The following is a 17,268-nucleotide window of genomic DNA, read 5'->3' on the forward strand; positions in this document are numbered from 1 at the left end:
ACCATAAACAGCTACATTATTTTTAACATTAGGCCACCAGTGACTGGAACCTTATAATTACCGGTGGCTACATATACTTTTTTTACCCCATTGCCATTAATAGCACTCTGAATATTACCGACCGCATCTGACCAGCTACTGCCTTTTCCAGTTCCACGTTCCCTGACATATATAATACCGCTCGCATCAGGAACAATCCCTACAGCGCCCACATTTACAGTCGCAGAGCCGCTCTCATAAGCCCCCATATCAATACTGGCACCTGCCTCCCGGTATTTACCTGCCAGATCAGCCGAGTTTTCATTTAGAAAAGTCAATCCTTCAAATATAGTACGCATACCCGCATCTATGGCGACCGAACCGCTAGCTAAACTAAAATCTCCCGTGGAAGGGTTTTTAAATACCTGGGATATGCTCAGCCCTTCAGAGCTCTTATTACCTGACTCATTACTGTTTAGTCCTTCTATCAAAGAATATAAAGGCGAACTCAAATTTGTTGAACGACCAAATAAAACTGAATTGATTAAAGCAACACCATCGTCGCCCCTGACAGTAGTTGTACCCACATTCTGTGCAATGGTACAGTTAATAAGCATATTTGAACCCCGATTATTGTATATAGCAGCCCCTTCAGTTGTGGCCGTATTGCCTGTTATCAATACATTGACCAGCCCATTGCTACTTGCATTAAAACAAATACCACCACCATACATGGAGATATTATTTTTAACAATAATATTTTGAAAATTAGGCTCAGAAACACCTAATGCAATAAGAGCAGAATCCGTAAATATACCACCACCTGTTCCCGTAGCCGTATTGCCTTTAATCACCAGGTTCCGTAGTAAAGGCGTGGCCCAGATATTATTCACCCCTCCCCCTTCAGCAGCCTTACCTGCCGTCAGGGTAAAACCATCCAGAACAGCTGAGCTGATCATCTGGTTTGCCTTGGTAAAGACATTTTTCACCACGCTGCCTTTATAGTTCCCCTTTAAGATGGATCCTTCTGCCGAACCTCTGTTGGGTAATATACGCTCCCCCGTTAAATCAAATACGCCCTTATCCGGGTCAAATCCACCAAAAACCGCCACACCATTTTTCAGGGTAAAGCTGTTGGACGTCGGCACATTATACGTACCTACGGCCACAAAAACCTGGCTAACGCCTTCAGCATCTATGGCTCCTTGTAAGTTACTGGTGGCAGCTGACCAGCTGCTACCATTTCCTGTACCCGCTGGCCTTACATAAATGACGCCATTTGAATTTGGTCTTAGAGTAGCTGTTTGGCCCAGACAAATTGCTTGGCTCCCCAACAAAAAACTAAAAAGCAGGCAACTAAAAAATACAATCCGCGCAAAAAAGCGGTAACAGCAGCTCGTAAAATTCTGATTCATAACAGTGGTGATTGAATGGAAAGAACAAATTTTCATCGGCTGTCAGGTAAAATGAAATTTCATAATAAGGGATTGTCCTACCCATAAACAGTCAATACAATTTGTCAGAACGAAAGTAATTTTCAGGCAGGAATCCCGCAAAAATCAGCCGTAACAAATGCGTAACAGATTACATTCATACAATTTACTCACTGATGAACAATCACTTATAAAAACAGACTTACAAGTATTCCAAATGCATATCATACAGGCAATTTTATAGCAATATAAATACTATAACCACTTTACTTAGGAAACTAGACTAAACAATTAATTACAGTCATAAAGAAAACCCTCATATTTATTGTATAATGAAGATAAATTCCGTACCATTGTGATAACAGTACCCATTCTTCATACCATAAGAACGGCAAGTGGGTCATTTTTTTATATTGCCATGGCAAACAAACTAGCTTTCAGTATAGTCGATCAAATAATTCTTAAAAAATAGCTCAAATTATATAACCTTTTTCCAAACCATAGTGCCAACTAGGAATAAATCCAGATCCTTCTGGGTTAAACTCAGGCCAAAATCTTCTAAATTTATAAATTTCGTTTTTGATAATTCTCCTTCAATATTGTCTGAATTCACAAAATATCCATCACTGTACCTACTGGAAATATCAGCAAATAAAGTAGACTTTCCGGAGCCATTAGGGCCTGCAAAGATTCTTAATCTTTTTGTTTCTGTCATTTCCAGTCCCAAAATTTAGTCTTTACTAACTACTCGAGGAATAACCTTAATAATTCTAGTGCTTCCATCAGGAAGTGCCTCAATTAATTTGCCGTCTTTTATATAGTGAATAGGTAAATTTAAAGCTTTAGAAATACGAATAGCTCTAGCAGCGGCAGACTTGCCTGCTTCAATTAGTATTTCTTCCTCTTCTGATTCTAATATTTCCTTTTTATTATCCATTTTCATTCTTTTCTTATGCACAATATATAAATACTTTAGCCCCCCTTATAATAACTTTCTTAAATCATCTAATTAAAAAATTGGAAAACAATTTAAAAAAGAACTATTTACCAATACAACAGTATGTTCGTATTGATTGACATTCAATGTTATATAAAGGTTAAGATGTAAATTAGGTGTAAAAATAATTCCAATAATAATATACACTCTTAAATACAATATTTAATTAGCACCAAATACTAAATTACATACATCTCCAATAAATTTGAAGAAAACTGAGCACATTCAGCAATTTATCTAAAAATTAAAGAAGTTCATTTTTATATAATAATATTTGTTTAGCTTTGTAACGATCTTTACCATCGGTAGGGAACCTACAAAGGTCTTAAACGTTGAACCCGTAAATCAACGTTTTTTTTATGCACACCTAGGTCGAGATAAATATTTATTTCTTAAATCTATTTTCATTAATAGAGTTTATTTGCAGATTAACAAAAGATAACCTATATTTGCACTATACAGATTTAGTCAAGCCTCTTTCTTTTTATAGAAATGTAACTAAATAAAGAGATTAGGAAGCCTTTCGGCTTCCTTTTTTTCATTATCTATTAAACCTAAACTGGTTCACCATCTAAGCCATTAAACTCTTTTTATAAAAATCTAGCATTAAAAATCTACAAGCTGCATGCAACCATGCAAAACTATAAAAAATAAAATCAATCTTTAAAATTTCCGGTCATTTTTGAATGGTTATTACTCAATAATAAATCAGTGATATAATACAGGCACAAAAGCAATTCCCTTACCGTTGCCTTTATATATTATGCATTTCTTTTTATTTGCCAATACAAAACTTTCCAAATATAGTCCCAAGTATATCTCGATCATGTTCAACTCGACCAGATATTTCCCCTAGATAATGAAGACATCTGCGAATATCAATAGCAAGTAAATCACCTGTTATTTGCCTTTCCAATCCTACTATAATATCTTCAAGGCTTTCGGCAACCTTAAGCAATATTGCATGATGTCTGGCATTGGTTACAATGGTATTTTCAGTTTGTAATTCTGTACCTACTGCTTTGTGATACATTAGCTGTTTTAACTGATCAATACCTGTTTTCCGCTTCGCCGATATTAGCACATCATGTTTACTGGTTATGGCTTCCACCAAATCTGCCTCTACTGTATCCATCTTATTAAAGACTTTTACTGTTTTATCTTTAAATGGGACTAACCAGTCCAATTCAGCATCATTCGGTTCAGAACTATCAACAATATGTAAAATAATATGAGATTTTTCAGCGTTCGACTTACTTCTTTTTATCCCCATATTTTCAATATCATCAATTGAATGCTCACGAATACCAGCCGTGTCAATCAATCTAAAAAGAATTCCATTAATATTCAGTGTTTCTTCTATGGTATCCCTGGTGGTTCCTGCAATATCACTGACAATCGCTCTTTCTTCATTTAAAAGCGCATTCAAAAGCGTTGATTTACCCGCATTAGGCCTACCTATGATAGCAACGCGGACACCATTTTTTATTACATTCCCAAGTTGAAATGAATCAATTAACTTTTTTGTAGCTAATCTAATCTTTTCAATTAGTACCAAAAACTGGTTTCTATCTGCAAATTCCACATCTTCCTCAGAAAAATCCAATTCTAACTCAATTAAAGCGGCAAAATTAATCAGCTCCTCCCTTAATCGCTGTAAGTCTTCAGAAAAGCCTCCTCTTAATTGTTTAAGGGCAGTCTGTTGCGCCGCTTTACTATTCGAGGCAATCAAATCCGCCACAGCCTCAGCCTGAGTCAAATCCATTTTTCCATTAAAAAAGGCCCTTTCCGTAAACTCCCCAGGTCTGGCCATTCTGGCTCCAGAAGCGATAAGTACCTGCAATAAACGCTGTTGAATATAAGCAGAACCGTGGCAGGATATTTCAATAACATCCTCTCCGGTATATGACCTTGGATTCCTAAATAATGAAATTACCACCTCATCAATAATTTCTTGTTGATATTTGATCACCCCAAAATGTAATGTATGCGATTTTTGCTTCAACAAATCCTTCCCTGTAAAGAGTTCATTAACAATAACAAAGGTTCTCGGGCCACTCACCCTTATTATGCCCAGCGCCCCAGCTCCCTGCGGTGTTGCTAAAGCCACAATTGTATCCTGATTTCCCTCTATAAAATGATTCATCTGTTCAATTTATGCAAAAGTACAAATTCTACTGTTTGTCCCTTGAAATACATCGAATTATAGCTACCCCAAGCGTTTAAAAGTCAAAAAAATAAAATTCGTAGTTTTTTGGGATTTAAAAAGCGACGAATAGGTATATTGCACACAAATAATCTAGGAAAAACAAGACATGATGATAAAAAAATTAACCAGCCTTGCAATAATAGCCCTGATTTGTGTAACTGGCATAAATGCCCAAAGCGAGACATTTAAAGTCCCCTTAAGCTGGCACATGCTAGATCCAATAAAAGATAGTGTCTATGGCGTGTCTGTCAATAAATGCTATGAGGAACTTCTCAAAGGCAAAACATCCCAAAAAGTTATAGTAGGGGTTGTTGATTCAGGTGCCGACACCTTACAGGAGGACCTGAAAGCTGTATTATGGCATAATCCAAAAGAAATACCACATGATCAAAAAGATAATGACAAGGATGGTTATATAGATGATTATTATGGATGGAATTTCCTGGGTGGCAAAAGTGACACTTCCAATGTTACCGAGGATACCAGAGAGTCTACCAGGTTTTATTTTCAGTATAAGCATCAGTTTGAAAATATTACTGACAGCACACAGGTGCCGCAAAAAGACCGGAATAATTTCCGTACCTGGCTTCAGGCAAAAAACATCGAGTTAACCACTACAGAGGCGGCAAAAGAGGCCAGTGCAATAGAAAGAATCTCTAGTCTTTTGCCTCAGATCAGCGATTTCAGTAAAGTATTATTAAAGGATACATTTAGTCTTGAAGATGTAAAGGCCTACGAACCGATTGATCGTAAAACCAGTGCAGAAAAACAGATTTACACGATCTTATTGGAAAAAGTCGCACCAGGTACAACTAATATTACGCTGCCTGGCAAATTAAGTAGCTTAATGGACAGCCTAAAAACGGCCAATCAATTACCTGAGACTGCCCCCCAGCCTATCGTCAGCAAATTGTAAAGGACAATTATGATGACTTTAATGACAAATATTACGGCAATAGCAATATATCAGCAGGAGATGTCATGCATGGCACCCATGTTTCGGGTATTATTGGTGCAAGCAGAGACAACGGCGTAGGAATGGATGGCATTGCTGATAATGTTGCACTTATAGAAGTAAGAACAGTTCCAGGCAGTGGGGATGAGCATGATAAAGATGTCGCCCTGGCTATCCGTTATGCAGTAGATCACGGCGCAAAAGTCATCAATATGAGCTTCGGGAAACCCATCTCTCCCAATCGGAACTGGGTTGAAGGAGCTATTCGTTATGCGCAAAAGCACGACGTACTACTTGTCCACGCTGCTGGTAATGATGGTGAAGATATTACAGGCGCGCCTAATTTTCCTACCCAATTTTATGGTCCTAATAATAGCGAAAGCTTTGATAATGTCATTACCGTAGGTGCCAGTGGTGCTATGCAAGATGATCTGGTCGCAGAATTTTCCAATTTCAGTAAGACGGATGTGGATGTTTTTGCACCAGGCGTACAGATTTATTCTACACTACCTGGAAAAGACAATTACGGCTCATTAAGCGGCACCAGCATGGCTTCACCGGTAGTAACAGGGGTGGCAGCAGTAATCCGTTCTTATTTTCCAAAGCTTACCGCTCCACAGGTTAAACAACTAATTATGGCCTCTGTCACCAAAATAAACTTCCCAGTAATTAACCCGGCTACCGGGAAGAGACTAAATTAAGTGACCTGTGTGTAACAGGCGGCATTGTAAACCTATATAATGCCATAAAATGATGCAGTCTCATCAATTCCCACTCAATTCAGGGAAAAATAAGCATAAAAAAGCAGGCAGATTAACCGCATTTGTGACCGGCAATTATTAAAAATTGCCGGTCACTTTTTTTTGAGGGATATCCAATGCATAAATCACACTATTCCTTATCTTTATAGGGTACAAAAGATTAGGAAAAGAAACGCTATTATGAAAAATTAAAAACCTGCATCAAATGCATTTAGACTTTTTAAACATTGGAAACAAAAAGTATTGAGCGATCCGAGCATCAAAAGATAAATATATTGATCAGTTACAGTTTGCTAAGTAGGAATCAGATAATATGGTCCGCTCAGTAATGGCCTTTAATTTAAAAGGCAAATTCAGAAATTAGCACTCAGATGTAGCCTCTAACTAAAGTTTCCCAAAGGCAAGTTCAATTGAAATTGACCCCAAAATAAATTATGTAATAAAAAACAATCATCGACCATATGAAAATACTTTGCACAGGCCCTTTGGCCACATTGGGCCTCAAAATGCTGGAAAAAGAAGGCCATCAAGTGGATCAACATTTATCTAAATCCATGCTTACCACTGAACAACTTATTATATGTTGTAAAGATTATGATGCATTGATTAGTGCAACAATAACGCCGCTCAATAAAGCTTTTTTTGAGGCCTGCAGTCATTTAAAAGCAGTAATATTATTACAACCCAGTTTTGACCACATTCAGCCTAAATGGGCGACTAAAAATAACATTCCGGTAGGCTATACACCTAGCGGGATTAATCAAGCTGTTGCCGAGACCACCCTTATGTTGATGATCGCATCCTCCAGACAAATTATTGCCCAGCACAATCGGATCATTTTTAATCAATGGTCCAAAACAGAACACCTAATTTAATGGGAAAATCCTTGACCAATAAAACACTAGGTATCTTTGGACTTGGACAGGTTGGCCAGCAAGTGGCACGCCTTTGCAGGCGAACTTTTGGCATGAATGTCATTTACCACAACAGAGCTCCAAACCAACAGCTTGAAACCACACTTGATGTCCAGTATGTACCCATTGAAGTACTTCTGGAAAAAAGTGATGTGCTCTCAGTACACGCTACACTAAATTCAGATTCAAGCGGTTTTTTCAATGCAAAGGCTTTTTATGCGATGAAACGATCAGCTATTTTCATTAATACGGCCAACGGCAAAATTCACGATCAGAAGGCACTCACCAGGGCAGTCTATGAAGGTTGGATTTGGGGTGCCGGGTTGGATGTCACTGATCCTAGTCCCATCAGCGGTAGTGATCCTTTGGTCCATCATCCTCATGTGTGCATTACGCCTCGCATAGCACTAGATACAACTGAAACGCAAACACTCCTGTCCAAAATTGCCGCAAAGAACCTGATTGCGGCACTCAATGCAGAAAAAATGCCCAATTGTATCAATCCAACCGTCTACCGTTATATCAACCATAAATAACCCATCAATCGCCATAAGCAGCATTGGCAAGCATTTTATCTAAAAATAAAATACTTGCCAATGCATAAACCATTATCGGCTTAAATATCTGTATTCAACAACAATAATATTATTCAGCTAACAATTTATCCATCAAATCATTAAATTCCTTAACATAATTGGTGTAATAGGACCCTGTTCCAGGCCCCTGGAATCCTGTATCAATTTTACGCACCTTGCCTGTTTTGTCAAGGATTATCGTCGTAGGAAACATTTTAATGGGTGTAAACTGCGGTAAGGTCTTTTCTGTCCTTTGCTTATCTGTAACCGTAACACCGGTTATTAAAACAGGATAAGTGATATTATAGGCCTTCTGAAACTTTAATAAACTCTTTCTGGAGCGTTCAAAATCAGTTGTTAGTTCATAGGCCAGGCTAATTACCTCTACTCCCTTATCCTTATTCGCATTGTAATATTTGCTTAAAAAAGCGGTCTCATCCATACAATTCGGGCACCAGGAACCCATCAGATCAATAATCACAACTTTATTTTTAAACCGAGGATCATTAATGGACACCTGCTTGCCATCCAAATCCTTAAAACTAAAATTCAAATGACCACTTTCGCCAGGCTTCAGGTACATTGCCGCCTCATTAGGCAAACTAGGATTAGCTGTTTTATATGCTTTAAAAGATTGTTTACTGGCAGCTCCACTAAACTGAACACCTGTCAGTTTATCTCCATTAACCAGCGCTTTAAACAGCAGGCTATGAATCCCATCGAAGCCGGAAAAATAAAGCGAATCTCCCGTCACAATGCCTTCCAAATACCTATCATCCCCATAAGGGGTTAATACAGAACCAGTCACAATATCCCCTTTTGATGCAGTGTTGCAATTGCTGGAGACTGCTTTCCGCTTGGACTAGTAAAACTTACCTGCCATTTTCCCTCAACGTTCAGCCTGCTGGGGCCATTTGTGGCCAGGAATCGAACGGCATGCTTTGCAGATGCTGTCAGGGGCAACACGATTTGCTGACTTACCGAGGCTCTTTGCCATACTCCACTCAAACTATCAGGATTGATTATTTTAAATCGAAATCCAGACTCAAATACCGGCATATCAATAAGTAAGGAATCTCCTTGGACAGTTACTGCCGGAACCCGCATCTTTTCTCCTCCATTAACAACATAAAACACCAGGGAATCATTTTCTACCGTTGTTTGAAGATTAAATACAATGCCTTCTCCATCCGGGCGATGAATGACTGCCCGCCACATGGAGTTACTGATTTGCGCCTTAACGCCCAGTGCCATAAGCATCATGGCCCCTATACCGATAATTCTTTTCATGGTTAATTTATTAATGCTCAGCTATCTACTTATTATACCTACATCGATAATGCGTTTTAAATACTAAGCACAGGTTCTTGTTATTACCGCATAAAGGTAAGTCAGTTGGAATTAATTTTTTAAAATTTAGTCTATAACTTTTGTAGACTAAAAAATGCAGCCTATCTTTGCTCCCGGTTGAACAATGTTACAAGTATAGAAAATGAAAGACTACAAGAAAAAACAAGTACTCGCACGCATAAGAATCACGACAAATTATTGTTGTAGCTAAGGGATGATATCCAGATTATTACAATAGCTGTATATATTACTTATTACTAAGGACAAAAAGCAATGACAAAAAGAGCATGAAGCAATTAATGCTTCTTCAAATCGATCAGCTGATTATTGTCACTATCTAGGTCTGACCTACTGTAAAAGCGTACCCTTTTGTCTGGCACACCCTGCTACAGCAAATAATTCACCCTATACAATATTGTCTAAATTACGTTTACAGCTTATTATAATGATAGACAGAATAAGCATACAGTCAAAGCAGGTGCAATAACCTGAAAATTGCAAAAGTCAGGATTCTAAAAGCTATATCCAATTCAAAATTAATCAAAACATAAACAAATCCGATTCAAATATCAATCAATCTCAAACAAATCTTAAACAAAATGAAGTATCGTTACGTATTATCGTTGTTACTTTTACTCGGGTTCTCTTTGCCGCAACATTTATTGCATGCACAGACGAGTCCGGTAAATGGAACGGTCCAGTCAAATTCCGGCACTCCCTTATCAGGGGTAAGTGTGCGGGTTTTAGGCGGCAAAGCTACCCTCACCTCCAACCTGGGTAATTTTACCCTTGCAGCTAAAATAGGTGACACGCTTAGCTTTACTTATATAGGCTACGAAGCCACTCAAGTCGTGCTCACAAGCCTCTCCGCACCATTAAATGTCCAGCTGCAACAGGTATCTGGAGAACTAGGAGAAGTTGTGGTCACAGCGCTTGGCATCTCTAAAGAGAAAAATCGTTGGGCTATTCTGTCCAGGAAGTTAAATCTGAGCAACTCAATACCACCCAGACGCCCAATCTTGTCAATGACCTTTCTGGTAAGATAGCAGGCGTTCGTGTTACCAATTCTCAAGGAGATATGGGGTCTTCCAGAATCGTCATCAGAGGAGAAACCTCTATATCAGGAAACAACCAGCCTTTATTTGTGGTCGACGGGGTCGCAGTAGATAATTCCCAGTTAGGGGCAGGTGGATCCAGAGATTATTCCAATGCCATAGCAGATTTAAATGCAGAAGATATTGCTTCCGTCAGTGTTTTAAAAGGGCCTAACGCTGCGGCACTTTACGGAAGCCGTGCGGCACACGGGGTGATCATTATTAAAACCAAATCCGGTAAGCAGAAAAAAGGGCTGGGCATTACGCTCAACTCTAATAATACCTTTAGCAGCCTGTTAGTACTCCCTAAATACCAGAACACCTTCGGACAGGGCGGCAATGGAGAATTTAGCTATGTTGATGGTAATGGTGGCGGACTCAACGACAATGTCGATGAAAGCTGGGGCCCAAGAATGGAAGGTCAGCCAATACCACAGTTCGGCTCAGATGGCAAGGCAGTCCCCTTTGTGGCGCATCCAGATAATGTCAAAGACTTTTTCCAGACAGGATTTGCCACCAATAATAGTGTCTCCATTGCTGATGCCGGTGATAAATACAGTTATCGGATTGGATTTAATGATGGTCACCAAACAGGCGTTATTCCAAATTCAAAACTCAATAAAAGAAATATCTCTTTAAACACAAACTTTAAAATAACCGACAAACTAAGCGTTTCAGCAGTAGCTAATTATCTGATCACTGCCGCCCCTAACCTACCTGGAGTCGGTGGCAAAAGAGCCACTAGTACCATGCTGCAGTTCACTTGGTTTGGCAGGCAGGTAGATATGCAATCGCTCAAAGACAGCTATTTTTCTACCGGCAGTCCAGACAACTGGAATAATGCATATTACCCTAATCCCTATTTTGGTGCCTACGAAAATACGGTTGAACAAAGACGGGATCGCCTGATTGGCGATATCGGACTGACGTATGAGATCACTCATGGTCTGACAGCGCATTTGCATAGCGGAACTGATTATTATAATGATCGCAGGAAGCTTAAAATTGCTTACGGCACCAGCGGCACTCCTTTTGGCTCTTATGAAGAAGTCGGTTATACCCTCAATGAGAACAATACGGAGGCCACCTTAAATTTTGACAAAAATATCAATAGTGATTTTTCCCTGAATATACTAGCAGGTGGTAATATCCGTAATAAAACTTATGAAGAAAATGACCAGAAGGCACCCCGACTGGCTGTTGGAGGAATTTATACCCTGGATAATTCAAGAGACCCACTGATTTCCAGCAACTACTACAGTCGCTTAAAAGTTTATAGCCTTTATGGATCTGCCCAGCTGGGATTCCGTAATTATGCCTTTGTCAATTTCACAGCCAGAAACGACTGGTCTTCTACCCTGCCAGCTGACAATCTGTCTTACTTTTATCCTTCCGTCAATGGAACCTTGGTTTTCACCGATTTGTTTAAAGTGAAAAGTGATGTATTAAGTTATGGTAAAGTAAGAGGGGGTTGGGCCGAGGTCGGAGCCGATACGGATCCTTATCAATTGTATAACACCTATGCTTTCTCATTGTTTGGTTCAAATCCACTGCTTACCACCTCTGGTATTCAGATGAACGCCAATTTTAAAAGTGAATCCACAACTTCTACAGAATTTGGTCTGGACCTGGGATTTTTTCACAGCAGGGCAACACTTGACATCAGCTTATATAATACCAATAGTTTCAACCAGATCTTAAAAGTAGATATCACGCCTACTACAGGATATACCCAGCAATTACTCAATGCGGGCAAAATCAATAACAAAGGACTAGAAATCGCACTGGGTGTTACGCCTATCAAAAATCAAGACTTAGACTGGAACCTGGGGATCAATTTTGCCATGAACAGAAGTAAAGTCAAATATTTGGACGAAGCAGGCGAACTTGAAAACTATACCCTTGGTTCAGATGGTACCGTACAAGTAGTCGCAGCAGTAGGCAAAACATATGGAACGATTATCGGTACCGCCTACCAAAGAGACGCTGAAGGCAATATTATTATCAGTGCAAGCGGACTACCTCAAACAGACCCAACACTTCATAACCTGGGGCATTTTACCCCAGATTGGAATGGCGGCTTTACCAATACATTAAAATACAAAAACTGGGGGTTGACCTTTTTAATTGATGCCAGCATGGGTGGCTCCATTTATTCAGGAACTAACTCTACCGGACAATATACAGGAGTGCTTGCCTCTACACTACCCGGAAGAGGTGCTGAATTTGGTGGTCTGAGTTATTACTTCCCGGGTGACGACAAAAAACAATTACCGGTGGCTGCCAGTGGCAGCGCTCCTAATGGAGAAAAGCTGTACGATGACGGCATTATCGCTCCCGGCAATACCAGTGATGGCAAAGCGAACCAGCAGATTATTCCAGCGTCGCTTTATTACAAAACCATCTCTTCCGTGGATGAACAGTATGTTTATGATGCCAGCTATGTAAAATTCAGGGAACTGAACCTCCGTTATAACTTACCAGAGGCCTGGTTATCTAAAATCGGAATCCAGGCAGCCAGCATCGCGCTTGTTGGTCGCAACCTATTCTTTATTTATAAGAAAGCACCAAATATTGATCCTGAGACCGCATTTTCAACAGGCAATGGCCAGGGGCTGGAAGATTTAACGCTTCCTACATCCAGAAGCTACGGTATTAACCTAACTGTTCAATTTTAAAACAATGACCATGAACTATTCTAAATATCAACATTACTTATTAAATCCGGGTTTATTACTAGTGAGCAGTATGCTATTGTTTGCAGTCACTTCGTGCAAAAAAGAACTGGTCCGCATCAATAAAAACCCAAATGAAGTAGAAAATCCGCAACCCGATTATTTATTGGGCGCTGCTGAAAAAAATGGCGCAGATGTTTACTGGGGCCAAAGCAGCAATTTTGCCTCCAGTGAATTAATCACCCAACAGTGGGCCATGATTCAATACACAGATCCAGATCGATACATTTTTAATGGCAACAGTTTTTCCACACTCTGGACAACTATTTATTCCAGCACATTAACAGATATAAAAGTGATGATGGAACTTGGGGAAAAACAGGACAACAATAATTATGTCGGTGTCGGCCATGTGCTGCGTGCGTGGAATTTCCAGTTGCTAACTGATGCATTTGGCAATGTACCCTATAGCCAGGCCGGGCAGATTGAACAATCCTCTGTGGCTATTTATGATCCACAAAAAGATGTCTATGCAGGTCTTTTAAAAGAACTGGATACTGCACTTACAGACCTGGATCCAGCCGGCACGCCCATTGAAGGGGATTTGATCTACAATAACGATATCAGTAATTGGAGAAGATTTGCCAATAGTCTTAAATTACGCATCGCTCTTAGAATCGCTGATGCAGATCCTGCACTTGCCAAAACGACTGTGCAGGAGGTCCTTACCGGTAAGGAGTTGATCAGCTCCAACGATCAGACAGCAGCGTTTATTTATGGCGCCTCTCCCAACTGGAATCCAGTTGCAGCAAACTTCTCTACAAGAAATGATTACCGTATCTCCAAAACGATTGTAGATAAGTTGTATGCACTAAATGACCCAAGGTTACCAGTTTACGCAAGTTTGCCGGAAAATCCAGAGATCACCAAATACGTAGGTGTACCCAATGGGCTTACAACTTCTGATGCCAATAGCCTTGGGCTGGCCAACACCTCAAAGCCTGGTAGTTATTTTCTGGCAGACAATGCGCCAGCTGTGATTGAGTCCTATAGTGAGGTCTTGTTTCTTCGCTCGGAGGCAGCTGCCAGAGGCCTGAGTTCAGAAGATGCCCCGTCCCTGTACAAACAGGCAATTACCGCATCGCTGAATCAATATGGCATAACGGATGCGACTCAGATTACAGCCTATCTTAATCAACCAGGCGTAAAATACGATGCGCAGAATTATAAAAAATCCATTGGCGTCCAAAAATGGATCGCACTATTCGGCCAGGGACTAGAGGCTTTTGCAGAATGGAGAAGACTCGATTATCCTGTATTAACGGCAGCCGTTTCGGGTAAATACGGTAAGGATATCCCGGTAAGGTTTATCTACCCCTCTACTGAGCAAACCCTGAATCGAAAAGCCTACAAGGCCGCAGTTGCCGCACAGGGCACTGATGATTTGTTTACTAAATTGTGGTTTGATAAATATTAATCAGATTTTAAGAATGTGTCATCAGTAAAACACATTCATTGAATAAACAATTAGGTCGCCAAAGGATTTTTTAGATTCTCTGGCGACCTTTCTGTAATTTGCAAACACACCCCGGCTGTCATTCAAACATTCATATTTTTGACTGCAATAGCCGGGAACTTCTTCCCGCATAGTTATAATTAAAAATAAGAATATGATTACTATTAACTCCAAATTTCCAGATACGCCTACCAGTATATTTACAGAAATGTCACAGCTTGCTATCCAGCACAGCGCCATAAACTTAGGCCAGGGTTTCCCGGATTACCCAATGGATCCTTTACCTATACAGGGCGTTACCAAGGCCATGGAAGATGGCTATAATCAATATGCACCGTCCAGCGGTTATCTGGTGCTAAGAGAAAAACTTGCTGCAAAAACCTTAAAAGAACATGGTCAAAGTTTTGATGCGCAGTCAGAAATCACCATTACACCGGGTGCCACCAATGCTTTGTTTACGGCAATTGCCACTTTTATTAAAGAAAATGATGAAGTGCTCTATTTTGATCCGGCCTATGACAGCTATCGCCCCTCGGTAATAGCCGTGGGTGGTGTGCCCATAGCTGTGCCGCTTAGTTATCCCGATTTTAAACTGGATATTGATCTTTTGAAAGATAAAATTACGCCCGCTACCAAAATGATCATCCTTAATACGCCGCATAATCCAACAGGAGTCACAATAACGGAGGCAGCCCTGCTCAAGCTCCATGATCTTTTGGTTGGTACAAATATTATCCTTGTCTGTGATGAGGTTTATGAACATGTTATTTACGACGGACAAAAGCATTTATCTCCACTTGCCTATCCACAACTCAGGGAGCGAACCGTATCCGTACATTCTTTTGGAAAAATGTTTAATTGTACCGGCTGGAAAATTGGTTACATTATAGCTGATAAACACCTGACAGAAGAAATCAGAAAAGTCCATCAAAATAATGCTTTCAGCACTTTTTCACCAGCGCAGATGGCCATTGCCGAGTACATGAGCGATCCTGACACCTATCAAAGATTAGCAGGGTTCTTACAAATGAAAAGGGACTTGCTGATGCAGTCATTAAAAGATTCACCACTTAAACCATTAGCAGTTCAAGGCAGTTATTTTCAGCTTTACAGTTATGAGGGGTTTAGCTTGATGCCTGAAAAGGAATTTGCCATCTGGCTCAATAGAGAAGCTGGCGTCACTGGGATACCGCTCAGTGCCCTTTGTGAACAGTTTGGAGATCATAAGCTTATCCGGTTTTGTTTTGCCAAGCAAGACGAGACGCTTAAAAAAGCTGCAAAACGCTTGTGCCGGTTGGGCCGTTCATTGCATCCGCCTTATTAATGGCGAGTCAGGCAAAACGGCCAATCGTTCAATAGACTGTATTGTTTATATAAAACAATTAACTACCTGTAAAGTTCAACATTTTATACCCTTAAAATAAATCGAGCCAGTCGCTGCCAAATCCAAATAGAAAATTTACATCTATGGTATCTGGGGTAAGGACTGACTCGATTTTTCTTAAAACCTAAACGAGTTACTAGACGGCCTTTTTGGTTTCTCCAGGCAACTCACTATGGTGATGGGCTTCACAGCCATATTCCGGGTTTTCACCACAGGTACACTCGGTTTGTCTTTTCAAAATGCGCTCCCGGTGTTTAAAACCCCAACTACAAAGTTCATTTATGATATTTTGCAGGGTCTTTCCATAATCTGTAAGTTCATATTCTACGGTTACCGGGCGTGTGTGCAGAACCGTTCTAGTGACCAGCTCATTGATTTCCAGGTCTTTTAATTCTTTTGAAAGCATTTTAGCACCTATGCCTTCAATATTGCGTTGGAGTTGCATAAAGCGACACTTGCCCATTGTATGCAAATATCCGATAATAGCTACTTTCCATTTTCCGCTGAGTAGATCCATGGTATCGTGGATGGCTCTTAATCTGGGTTTGCAGAGCGCATGCAGCTCTTTTTCATTATCCTTAGGTGCCTCTTTTTCAAAAGGCCTTATAGACGTATTTGATTTAGCCACTATTGCATTATCTATCATGATATAAAATAATTAAATCGTTTGAGTGATGAATATAGTTTCCAGCTGGCAATAACTATAAAAATAACTGCCAGTTTCAAAAGTAAACTATAATGCCTTGCTAATGGCCGCTTTAACGATTTGATCAGGAAAACTTGACGCTTTTCTGACAATCATGCTTACTTATATATCAAATTTATCAAATACATACGCCTAAAAAATTTATTGGGGCCCTTCTGCAGAGGACGATTTCTTACCCAACTCAATCACCTGGCAATCAGTTATATTACTCCCTTCAATCGCAAATTTTACCAAAGTCTGCACCTGATGCCAGCCTTGTTTGCCACAAGCTCCCGGATTCATATGCAGACAGGCTAATTTTTCGTCGTACATGATTTTTAAAATATGGGAGTGACCACTGATAAACAGTCTCGGTTTTTCCTTTTTAATCAGATCCCGGACGCCGGGCGCATAACGGCCGGGATATCCACCGATATGACGCATCAGCACCTTTACCTCCTCACAAAAAAACAGGTTATCCAATGGAAAGCGACTCCTTACGGCCGCTCCGTCGATGTTGCCATAAACACCTCGAAGCGGTTTAAAAGCAGCCAATCTGTCCAGCACCGAGATGTCACCTACATCTCCTCCATGCCAAATCTCATCCACCGCTTTAAAATGGTCAAAAACGGCTTCAGGTAAATAACTATGTGTATCGGATAATAGACCAATTTTCGTCATGCGTCAATTAAAAATCATTAAAATAGCCGTTTGCAGGCTTAAGAACCAACTTCTCCAATA

General features: G+C 40.1%; 16 protein-coding genes. 8 read left to right on the plus strand and 8 right to left on the minus strand.

Annotated elements, in window-relative coordinates; all coding sequences use genetic code 11:
- Window positions 1-11 precede the first annotated feature (11 nt).
- The 4 genes from FSB73_RS01125 to mnmE form a co-directional block, all read right to left on the minus strand.
- Complete coding sequence (locus FSB73_RS01125; protein ID WP_146779778.1) at window positions 12-1,394, minus strand: choice-of-anchor Q domain-containing protein; 1,383 nt, start codon at window positions 1,392-1,394, stop codon at window positions 12-14.
- 496 nt (window positions 1,395-1,890) lie between these two features.
- On the minus strand, window positions 1,891-2,127 hold the full coding sequence (locus FSB73_RS01130) for a hypothetical protein (protein ID WP_146779779.1): 237 nt from the start codon (window positions 2,125-2,127) through the stop codon (window positions 1,891-1,893).
- Window positions 2,128-2,142: 15 nt separating this feature from the next.
- Entirely contained in the window at window positions 2,143-2,349 is a 207-nt protein-coding gene (locus FSB73_RS01135; RefSeq protein ID WP_146779780.1) for a hypothetical protein, read from the minus strand.
- Window positions 2,350-3,184: 835 nt separating this feature from the next.
- On the minus strand, window positions 3,185-4,555 hold the full coding sequence (gene mnmE / locus FSB73_RS01140; RefSeq protein WP_146779781.1) for a tRNA uridine-5-carboxymethylaminomethyl(34) synthesis GTPase MnmE: 1,371 nt from the start codon (window positions 4,553-4,555) through the stop codon (window positions 3,185-3,187).
- Between the two features lie 169 nt (window positions 4,556-4,724).
- Between mnmE and FSB73_RS01145 the strand changes: the two genes are divergently transcribed.
- The 4 genes from FSB73_RS01145 to FSB73_RS01160 all read left to right on the plus strand — a co-directional run bounded on the left by FSB73_RS01145 (window position 4,725) and on the right by FSB73_RS01160 (window position 7,784).
- Complete coding sequence (locus FSB73_RS01145; RefSeq protein WP_146779782.1) at window positions 4,725-5,534, plus strand: S8/S53 family peptidase; 810 nt, start codon at window positions 4,725-4,727, stop codon at window positions 5,532-5,534.
- Window positions 5,528-6,274, plus strand: coding sequence for a S8 family serine peptidase (locus FSB73_RS01150; RefSeq protein WP_146779783.1), 747 nt, complete (start codon window positions 5,528-5,530; stop codon window positions 6,272-6,274). Before FSB73_RS01145 ends, FSB73_RS01150 begins: the two co-directional genes overlap by 7 nt.
- 521 nt (window positions 6,275-6,795) lie before the next feature.
- A complete protein-coding gene (locus tag FSB73_RS01155) occupies window positions 6,796-7,209 on the plus strand; it encodes a Rossmann-fold NAD(P)-binding domain-containing protein (protein ID WP_146779784.1) in 414 nt (137 codons plus the stop codon).
- Entirely contained in the window at window positions 7,209-7,784 is a 576-nt protein-coding gene (locus FSB73_RS01160) for an NAD(P)-dependent oxidoreductase (RefSeq protein ID WP_158639366.1), read from the plus strand. The genes FSB73_RS01155 and FSB73_RS01160 overlap by 1 nt, the downstream gene beginning before the upstream one ends.
- 109 nt (window positions 7,785-7,893) lie before the next feature.
- On the opposite strand, the gene FSB73_RS01165 is transcribed toward FSB73_RS01160, so the two are convergent.
- Both FSB73_RS01165 and FSB73_RS01170 read right to left on the minus strand, forming a co-directional pair.
- The gene (locus tag FSB73_RS01165) at window positions 7,894-8,631 is read right to left on the minus strand and encodes a TlpA disulfide reductase family protein (RefSeq protein WP_146779786.1); all 738 of its coding nucleotides are present in this window, start codon (window positions 8,629-8,631) and stop codon (window positions 7,894-7,896) included.
- Entirely contained in the window at window positions 8,628-9,113 is a 486-nt protein-coding gene (locus FSB73_RS01170; RefSeq protein WP_146779787.1) for a hypothetical protein, read from the minus strand. Before FSB73_RS01170 ends, FSB73_RS01165 begins: the two co-directional genes overlap by 4 nt.
- A 659-nt stretch (window positions 9,114-9,772) precedes the next feature.
- Between FSB73_RS01170 and FSB73_RS23640 the strand changes: the two genes are divergently transcribed.
- The 4 genes from FSB73_RS23640 (at window position 9,773) to FSB73_RS01185 (ending at window position 15,782) form a co-directional block, all read left to right on the plus strand.
- Window positions 9,773-10,219, plus strand: coding sequence for a carboxypeptidase-like regulatory domain-containing protein (locus tag FSB73_RS23640; RefSeq protein ID WP_225974347.1), 447 nt, complete (start codon window positions 9,773-9,775; stop codon window positions 10,217-10,219).
- A complete protein-coding gene (locus FSB73_RS01175) occupies window positions 10,132-12,945 on the plus strand; it encodes a SusC/RagA family TonB-linked outer membrane protein (RefSeq protein ID WP_225974348.1) in 2,814 nt (937 codons plus the stop codon). Before FSB73_RS23640 ends, FSB73_RS01175 begins: the two co-directional genes overlap by 88 nt.
- A 10-nt stretch (window positions 12,946-12,955) precedes the next feature.
- The gene (locus FSB73_RS01180; protein WP_192904086.1) at window positions 12,956-14,419 is read left to right on the plus strand and encodes a SusD/RagB family nutrient-binding outer membrane lipoprotein; all 1,464 of its coding nucleotides are present in this window, start codon (window positions 12,956-12,958) and stop codon (window positions 14,417-14,419) included.
- 193 nt (window positions 14,420-14,612) lie between these two features.
- Window positions 14,613-15,782, plus strand: coding sequence for a methionine aminotransferase (locus FSB73_RS01185; protein ID WP_146779788.1), 1,170 nt, complete (start codon window positions 14,613-14,615; stop codon window positions 15,780-15,782).
- Between the two features lie 196 nt (window positions 15,783-15,978).
- Here the strand turns inward: FSB73_RS01185 and FSB73_RS01190 are convergent, their stop codons facing one another.
- A complete protein-coding gene (locus FSB73_RS01190; protein ID WP_146779789.1) occupies window positions 15,979-16,488 on the minus strand; it encodes a winged helix-turn-helix transcriptional regulator in 510 nt (169 codons plus the stop codon).
- 201 nt (window positions 16,489-16,689) lie between these two features.
- Window positions 16,690-17,208, minus strand: a complete 519-nt coding sequence (locus FSB73_RS01195; RefSeq protein WP_146779790.1) for a metallophosphoesterase family protein — start codon at window positions 17,206-17,208, stop codon at window positions 16,690-16,692.
- Window positions 17,209-17,268: the final 60 nt, after the last annotated feature.

The sequence above is a fragment of the Arachidicoccus ginsenosidivorans genome (assembly GCF_007971385.1).
Taxonomy (GTDB): domain Bacteria; phylum Bacteroidota; class Bacteroidia; order Chitinophagales; family Chitinophagaceae; genus Arachidicoccus; species Arachidicoccus ginsenosidivorans.